We start from the raw sequence: 6,907 nt of genomic DNA, 5'->3' as shown, positions 1-6,907 counted from the left end.
AACGAGACCGACACGTTCACCATCGTGGGCACGATCAACGGCCAGTCCATCACCGTGGCTGAGGTGTCTCTGGTTCCCAAGGTGAACAGCGGGCCGAGCTCCAAACCCCTCGACGGTGCGGTGATCGCCGGCGGCTCCGGCATCGCGACCGGCAACGTCGGCGCCAGCGACGACGACAACGACACGCTGCACTACAGCGTCACCGGCTACGGCGGTGGGTCCAGCAAGCTGCTGGGCAACGGGGCCATCGTGACCGTGGACGCCAACGGCAAGTGGTCCTACGTGCCCGGCCTGAACAGCGGTGTGCTCGGCGCCATCGTCGGATCGAGCTTCACGGTCTACATCACTGATGGAAAGGGCGGACAGACAACCACATTCGTCACCGTCACAACCCACGATCTGAATTTGCCCGTCACCACCTCGAACTCGGGTGGAAACGGCATCGTCACCGGCGCGGTGCAGCTCACCGGCGACGAACAGGGCGTGCTCACCTACAGCGTGGGTAATGGTCCGAGCAAGGGCACCGTGGCGGTCAACGCCGACGGCACCTACACCTACACCCGCACGGTCGCGGGACACACCGGTGGTCCGACCGACAGTTTCGAGATCATCGGCACCGTCGGTGGTGTCAGCATCGTCGTCGCCACGGTCACCGTCACCCCGACCTTGAGCAACGCCGCTCCCACCGCCGGGCAGACCACGATCACGGAATCCTCGCTGGGTGGTGACTTCCTGGGAATCCGCACGCAGAGCACCAAGGGCAAGGTCACTGCCGCCGATGCCGACGGTGACGCGATCACCTATCCGGGTGGATCCATCATCCCGGCGATGTACAGCACGGCCAACGGTGGATCGGTGTCCTTCTACTCGGACGGTACCTTCACCTACACGATCACCAAGTCCAACAGCTACTTCCACGGTGCGGCGGCCGTCGGTGCCAGCGGGCTGACGGTCAAGGACACCTTCACCATCACCATCACGGATGCGCTGGGCGCCAGCGCCACGATCGTGGTCGAGGTGCCGGTCGAGAAGCTCAACGCGAAGCCTTCCTCGAGCGTGTCGACCAATGCCAGTTCGGACGCGCTCGGCGTGGTGCGTGGCACGCTGAACGGGTCCGACAATGACGATGACCCGCTGACCTACTCCCTGGTCGGAGCGACCGGAGGCTCGGCGTACACCGCCAACGGCGGCATCGTGACGCTGTCGGGCAACTCGTTCACCTACATCCCGACCAAATCGGGATCGACGACGGATACGTTCACGGTGACGGTCTCCGACGGCCATGGCGGCACCACCACGGCGACGATCTCGGTGGCGCAGGCAACCCCGTCCCCGGTGACGGTCACCAACGCGGGGGCCAACATCCAGAAGGTGACCCTGAACGTGCCGGGGGCCGACGCATCGCTGCTGACCTTCAGCGTCGGTGCGCAGGGTACGAAGGGGACCGTCGTCCGCAATGCCGACGGGACCTACACCTATACCCGCAACGCGGCGCTGGGTCATTCGACAACACCGAATGACACGTTCACCATCCTCGGCACCGACGCCAGCGGCAAGACGGTGACGATCGCGACCGTGAACGTCGCACCGACGATTCCGAACGCGGCGCCGATCGGTGGTGCTGTCACGATCACCAGTTCGTCGCTTGAGGACAACACGGTCCTGGGCATCGGAACCTGGAAGCAGCGGACCTCGGGCTCGTTGGCGGCCTCCGATTCAGACGGTGACGCGGTCAGCTGGACGGCGGGCACGTTCTCGACGACCAACGGCGGGTCCGTCGTGGTCAATGCGAACGGAACATTCAGCTACACCATCGACAAGGGGTACTCGTACTTCCATGGTGCGGCGAAGGTCGGTGCCAGTGGAACGGCATTCGCCGACAACTTCTCCGTGACGGTGAACGACGGTTTCGGCGGTAGCACAACCTATTCGGTGAATGTGAACATCTACGCGCACAACGATCCTCCGAGTATCAGCAGTGGTGTGCGGGGCATCGGCGGCAAGTACTGGACGTCGGTCTTCGCCTCGACAAGCAATGGTGATTCGATCGGTGACCTGACGATCACAGGGCAAACCGGGGGCGGCTCCGCGACCTACACGGGTTGGAGTCAAACTCTTTCGACGTCGGGCAAGTCTTCGGGAGGGACGGTGACCGTGACTGTGACGGAGGACGAGTACTACAAGGTGGTCGACGGCGTCGTCCAGGTCGGCACCTTGGCTAGTACATCCCGGACTTTCACCGTGTCATAAGCGGTGGGCGGGCGGCCCTGTTCAGCACCCTTCAGTGCTGCCCGCCGACAACAGCCGCGGGTGGGACGGGATACTCGTACGAAGGATTCCTTATATGTCGATTGACGATCTGCCTCGATTTTTCGATGTACCGAACGTTTTTGCCGGCGGACTCGGCATTACCGCGTTGCCAGATTTTGCATCGAATGAGCCGGGGATAGGCACCCGAGTCATCCTGCAGGCCAACGAGGCTCCGGCTGTCGATGTGGAAGTCGGCAATCCGCATCCGGTGACCGGCGCGATCTTCGGATCTGTCACTGCCGTGGATCAGGGCAACGGTGCGATCACTTACGGACCAACGCTGTTCACGACAGCTAAGGGCGGGCTGGTGTCGGTTGGTGCGACGACGGGGCACTTCACCTACACGCCGTCGTTACAAGCCCGGCAGTTCGCGAGAAGTAGCACCGATCAGATCGACCAAGTCGACACCTTCACGGTGGCAGTCACAGATCTTTACGGGCGCAGCACCGCCGCGGAGGTGAGGGTGGTGATCCTCGCCGCAAACGTACCGCCAACGGGCGCGGCGAGGCTCGGGCTGCCGTTCGAGGATGGTGTCGTGGTGGGTTGCATCGAGGGCGCAGCATCGGATGGAACCAAGCTGACTTACAGCTTGGTCAATGGTTCTAATGCCGCGGATTCCACGCCGGAGTCCGCTTACTCGGACCGGGGTGGACTTGTCCAGCTGGATACCAATTCCGGTCGCTTCGTCTTCATCCCGACGGTCTCCACCGCGGCCATCCCCGGCCTGGACACCGACCGCTTCGTGGTCACCGCGATCGACAGCCAGGGCGGCACCGCCGATATCGTCGTCCGGCCGCTCGCGCATCTGCGGATCGACGACGAAACCATCGCAGTCGCGCCCAACGTGCAACGTGGCCGGCTCTCGGTGGCCTCCGACAGCGATGGCCCGATCCGGTTCAGCGTCGGACGACCGCCGGCCAAGGGCAGCGCACAGGTGAGCAGCAACGGCACCTACGTCTACACGCGCACGCCCGGCCTGGGATACGGCATCACCGCCGATGACGCGTTCACCATCATCGGCACCGACGATTTCGGTCGCTCCATCACCGTCGCGACCGTCCAGGTCTGCCCGCCGCTCGCCGATATGTCTCCCGTCACGGGCCGCGCGCAGCTCACCGAATCGGTCGTCAACACCGCCGGCGTACAGACAACGCGCGGACGCATCGTCGCGACGGCAGCCGACGGACGTCCGCTGCGGGTCGACGGTGGGGGACTGCCCGGCAATACCGTCATCTCCGCCAAGGGCAGCTCGGTGACGGTCAATGACGACGGAACGTTCACCTACTCCAGCGCCTTGAACACCGCGATCGGGCACGCCGCGGCCGCGGTGACGGCCCTGGCCGCCGACAAGCTGGACCATTTCACCGTCACCGCCGAGGACGGCACGCTGGTGGTGGTGCCCGTGCATCTGCTGCCACACAATCAGCTGCCGACCCAGTGCACCGTCGGTGCGAGCGGACGGCTCGGCCTGCTCAAGACGGCTTCGTGGACCACCACGGTGGCCGATCCCGACGGGGACGACATCGCCTTCGCCGTCGTCCAGGACAACCCCCGCGGCTCGGTGTCGGTGTACCGCACCCGGACCGGCGCATTCCTGGTGAACTACACGTCGACCTCGCGAAAATGCGGCCGGTTCTACCCGAGCGAGACCTTCACGGTGCGTTACTTCGACGGCCACGTCTGCCCGGACGGGTCACCGGCCTGTGTGAGTGTGACGTACACGTTCTGAGCCTGCGGCCCCGCGTTGTTGCCCGTCGATCCCGCTGGGGGACCGGCGGGCAATAACTGCTGGGGGGCCGTGGTTCATACTGGTGTAACTGTCCGTCCTGCGCAGCTGCTGCTGCGGGACGGGCGCAGACGAACTGATGAAGGTGGCACAGACATGTTTCGGCCAGCGATGACGAGGCGACAATGACACGGCTGGATTCCGTCGAACGGGCGGTAGCCGACATCGCGGCGGGTAAGGCGGTCGTGGTCATCGACGACGAAGACCGCGAGAACGAAGGCGACCTGATCTTCGCCGCCGAGAAGGCCACGCCCGAGCTCGTGGCATTCATGGTGCGATACACCTCCGGCTACCTCTGTGTTCCGCTCGACGGCGCCATCTGCGACCGGCTGGGCCTGTTGCCGATGTATGCGGTCAACCAGGACAAGCACGGCACCGCCTACACCGTGACCGTCGATGCCAAGAAGGACGTCGGAACCGGTATCTCGGCCTCCGACCGCGCCACCACGATGCGTGTGCTGGCCGATCCGACGGCGGTCGCCGATGACTTCACCAAACCCGGCCATGTGGTGCCGCTGCGCGCCAAGGACGGTGGCGTGCTGCGCCGTCCCGGTCACACCGAGGCCGCTGTCGATCTGGCCAGGCTGGCCGGCCTGCAGCCCGCCGGCGCGATCTGCGAGATCGTCAGCCAGAAGGACGAGGGCTCGATGGCGCAGACCGACGAGCTGCGGGTCTTCGCCGACGATCACGGGCTTGCCTTGATCTCCATCGCCGACCTCATCGAGTGGCGGCGCAAGCACGAGAAGCACATCGAACGCGTCGCCGAGGCCCGCATCCCCACCCGGCACGGTGAATTCCGCGCGGTCGGTTACACCTCCATCTACGAGGATGTCGAGCATGTCGCGCTGGTGCGTGGCGACATCTCCGGCGCCGAGTTCGACGGTCACGACGTGCTGGTGCGCGTGCACTCCGAGTGCCTGACCGGTGACGTGTTCGGCTCGCAGCGGTGCGATTGCGGTCCCCAGCTGGATGCCGCGATGGCCATGGTGGCGCAGGAAGGACGCGGCATCGTGCTGTACATGCGCGGGCACGAAGGCCGCGGTATCGGCCTGCTGCACAAGTTGCAGGCCTACCAGCTGCAGGACGCGGGGGCCGACACTGTCGACGCGAATCTGGAACTCGGCCTGCCTGCCGATGCCCGCGACTACGGCATCGGCGCGCAGATCCTGGTGGACCTGGGTGTGCGGTCGATGCGCTTGCTGACCAACAATCCGGCCAAGCGGGTGGGGCTGGACGGGTACGGCCTGCACATCACCGAGCGGGTACCGCTGCCGGTGCGGGCGAACGCCGAGAACATCCGTTACCTGATGACCAAGCGGGACCGGATGGGCCACGACCTGGTCGGTCTTGAGGATTACGACCAGGCGCAACCCGGTGGCGCGCTGTGAGCGGGCACGCTGGGGCCATCCCCGACCTACCGGATGTGGACGCCTCCACGGTGTCGCTGGGCATCGTGGTGAGCACCTGGCACGCCACCATCTGTGACGCGTTGCTCGACGGCGCACTACGCGCCGCAGGCACGCTCGGGGTGACCGACCCGGCCGTCGTGCGGGTCCACGGCGCCATCGAGATTCCGGTGGTCGCGCAGGCGCTCGCTGCCAAGTACGACGCCGTCGTCGCGCTGGGCGTCGTGATCAGGGGCGAGACACCGCATTTCGATTACGTGTGTGATGCGGTGACCCAGGGCCTCACCCGGGTGTCGCTGGATCTGTCCACCCCGGTGGCCAACGGCGTGCTGACCACGAACACCGAGCAGCAGGCGCTGGCGCGGGCCGGACTGCCCCAGTCGACCGAGGACAAGGGTGCTCAGGCCGCCGCCGCGGCGCTGTCGACTGCGCTGGTGCTGCGCGACCTGGCCTCATGACCCAATCGGCCGACGATCAGGACTGGGACCTGCAGGTCCGGCCACATCTGACCCCGTATTTCGTCTACGGTGCGGCCTTTTTGATCGCCGCCGCCCACATCACCGTCGGTTTTCTGTTGAAGGTCGGGTCCAGCGGCGTGGTGTTCCGGACCGCCGACCAGGTGGGCATCGCGGCGGTGGGTTTGGTGATCGCATCCTGTGTGCTGCTCCTGGCGCGACCCCGGTTGCGGGTCGGACCCGCCGGCATCTCCGTACGAAACGCCTTGGGCTACAAACTGATTGCCTGGCCCGACGTCGTGGACGTGTCGTTCCCACCCGGCGCGCGCTGGGCGCGGATCGACTTGGCCGACGACGAATACACCGCGGCGATGGCCATCCAAGCCGTCGACAAGGAACGCGCGGTGGCGGCGATGGATCAGGTCCGCGCGCTCATGCGGCGCTACCAGAACGAGATCAATTCACGGTCAGCGTCATCGTGACCTCGGGCGCGTCATCACCCGCGCCCGAATCACTGGACTCCATCATGAATCCGAGGCTGTCGTAGACCGCCAACGCCGGCGCGTTGTCGCGGTTGACCCGCAAGGTGACCCGGTGCACCCGCTGGGTGCGCGCCCAGTCGACCGCCCCGGCGACCAGGGTGCGACCGAACCCGCGGCCACGCGCCGTCGGGTCCAGCCACAGCGAGTACAGGTACACCGATTCCGGACCCTGGCGCTGGGCGCCGATCAGGCCGACCGCCCGATTGTCGATGACGAGCGCGAACTGGGCGTGTGCGCGTAGCCGGCGGCGCCACTGCGCGGCGGTGAACGTGCTCTCGTGCCGATAGTGCGGGCTACGGTCGCCCAATGAATCGGTGAGCGCCCGCAGTCGCATACCGGCGAACGCGCGCCAGTCCGTCTCGGTGAGCCGGGCCACGCGCACCTGCCCCATGCCCATGGCTCCAGTAT

At 65.9% G+C, this 6,907-nt stretch carries 6 protein-coding genes; 5 read left to right on the top strand and 1 reads right to left on the bottom strand.

Annotated elements, in window-relative coordinates:
- The 5 genes from IC40_RS0115910 to IC40_RS0115890 all read left to right on the top strand — a co-directional run.
- Positions 1 to 2,250: cadherin-like domain-containing protein (locus IC40_RS0115910; RefSeq protein WP_030135691.1), on the top strand; the 2,250-nt coding region annotated here is incomplete at its 5' end.
- Between the two features lie 94 nt (positions 2,251 to 2,344).
- Complete coding sequence (locus IC40_RS0115905; RefSeq protein ID WP_138158205.1) at positions 2,345 to 4,039, top strand: VCBS domain-containing protein; 1,695 nt, start codon at positions 2,345 to 2,347, stop codon at positions 4,037 to 4,039.
- Between the two features lie 182 nt (positions 4,040 to 4,221).
- Positions 4,222 to 5,484 carry a bifunctional 3,4-dihydroxy-2-butanone-4-phosphate synthase/GTP cyclohydrolase II gene (locus IC40_RS0115900; protein WP_030135689.1) on the top strand — a complete coding sequence of 421 codons (1,263 nt, stop codon included), beginning with the start codon at positions 4,222 to 4,224 and terminating at the stop codon, positions 5,482 to 5,484.
- On the top strand, positions 5,481 to 5,960 hold the full coding sequence (gene ribH, locus IC40_RS0115895) for a 6,7-dimethyl-8-ribityllumazine synthase (protein WP_030135688.1): 480 nt from the start codon (positions 5,481 to 5,483) through the stop codon (positions 5,958 to 5,960). Before IC40_RS0115900 ends, ribH begins: the two co-directional genes overlap by 4 nt.
- Entirely contained in the window at positions 5,957 to 6,439 is a 483-nt protein-coding gene (locus IC40_RS0115890) for a PH domain-containing protein (protein ID WP_030135687.1), read from the top strand. Before ribH ends, IC40_RS0115890 begins: the two co-directional genes overlap by 4 nt.
- Here IC40_RS0115890 and IC40_RS0115885 read toward each other — a convergent pair.
- Positions 6,414 to 6,896, bottom strand: coding sequence for a GNAT family N-acetyltransferase (locus IC40_RS0115885; protein WP_030135686.1), 483 nt, complete (start codon positions 6,894 to 6,896; stop codon positions 6,414 to 6,416). The genes IC40_RS0115890 and IC40_RS0115885 overlap by 26 nt on opposite strands.
- Positions 6,897 to 6,907 lie beyond the last annotated feature (11 nt).

Source organism: Mycolicibacterium neoaurum ATCC 25795, assembly GCF_000691525.1.
GTDB classification, from domain to species: Bacteria; Actinomycetota; Actinomycetes; order Mycobacteriales; family Mycobacteriaceae; genus Mycobacterium; species Mycobacterium neoaurum.
This window is presented reverse-complemented; position numbering and strand designations above follow the sequence as displayed.

Excerpts from the sequence above, each read along its gene's own strand:
- IC40_RS0115905 (WP_138158205.1), top strand. The coding sequence starts at position 2,345 with ATGTCGATTGACGATCTGCCTCGATTTTTCGATGTACCGAACGTTTTT.
- IC40_RS0115900 (WP_030135689.1), top strand. The coding sequence starts at position 4,222 with ATGACACGGCTGGATTCCGTCGAACGGGCGGTAGCCGACATCGCGGCG.
- IC40_RS0115890 (WP_030135687.1), top strand. The coding sequence starts at position 5,957 with ATGACCCAATCGGCCGACGATCAGGACTGGGACCTGCAGGTCCGGCCA.
- IC40_RS0115885 (WP_030135686.1), bottom strand. The coding sequence starts at position 6,896 with ATGGGCATGGGGCAGGTGCGCGTGGCCCGGCTCACCGAGACGGACTGG.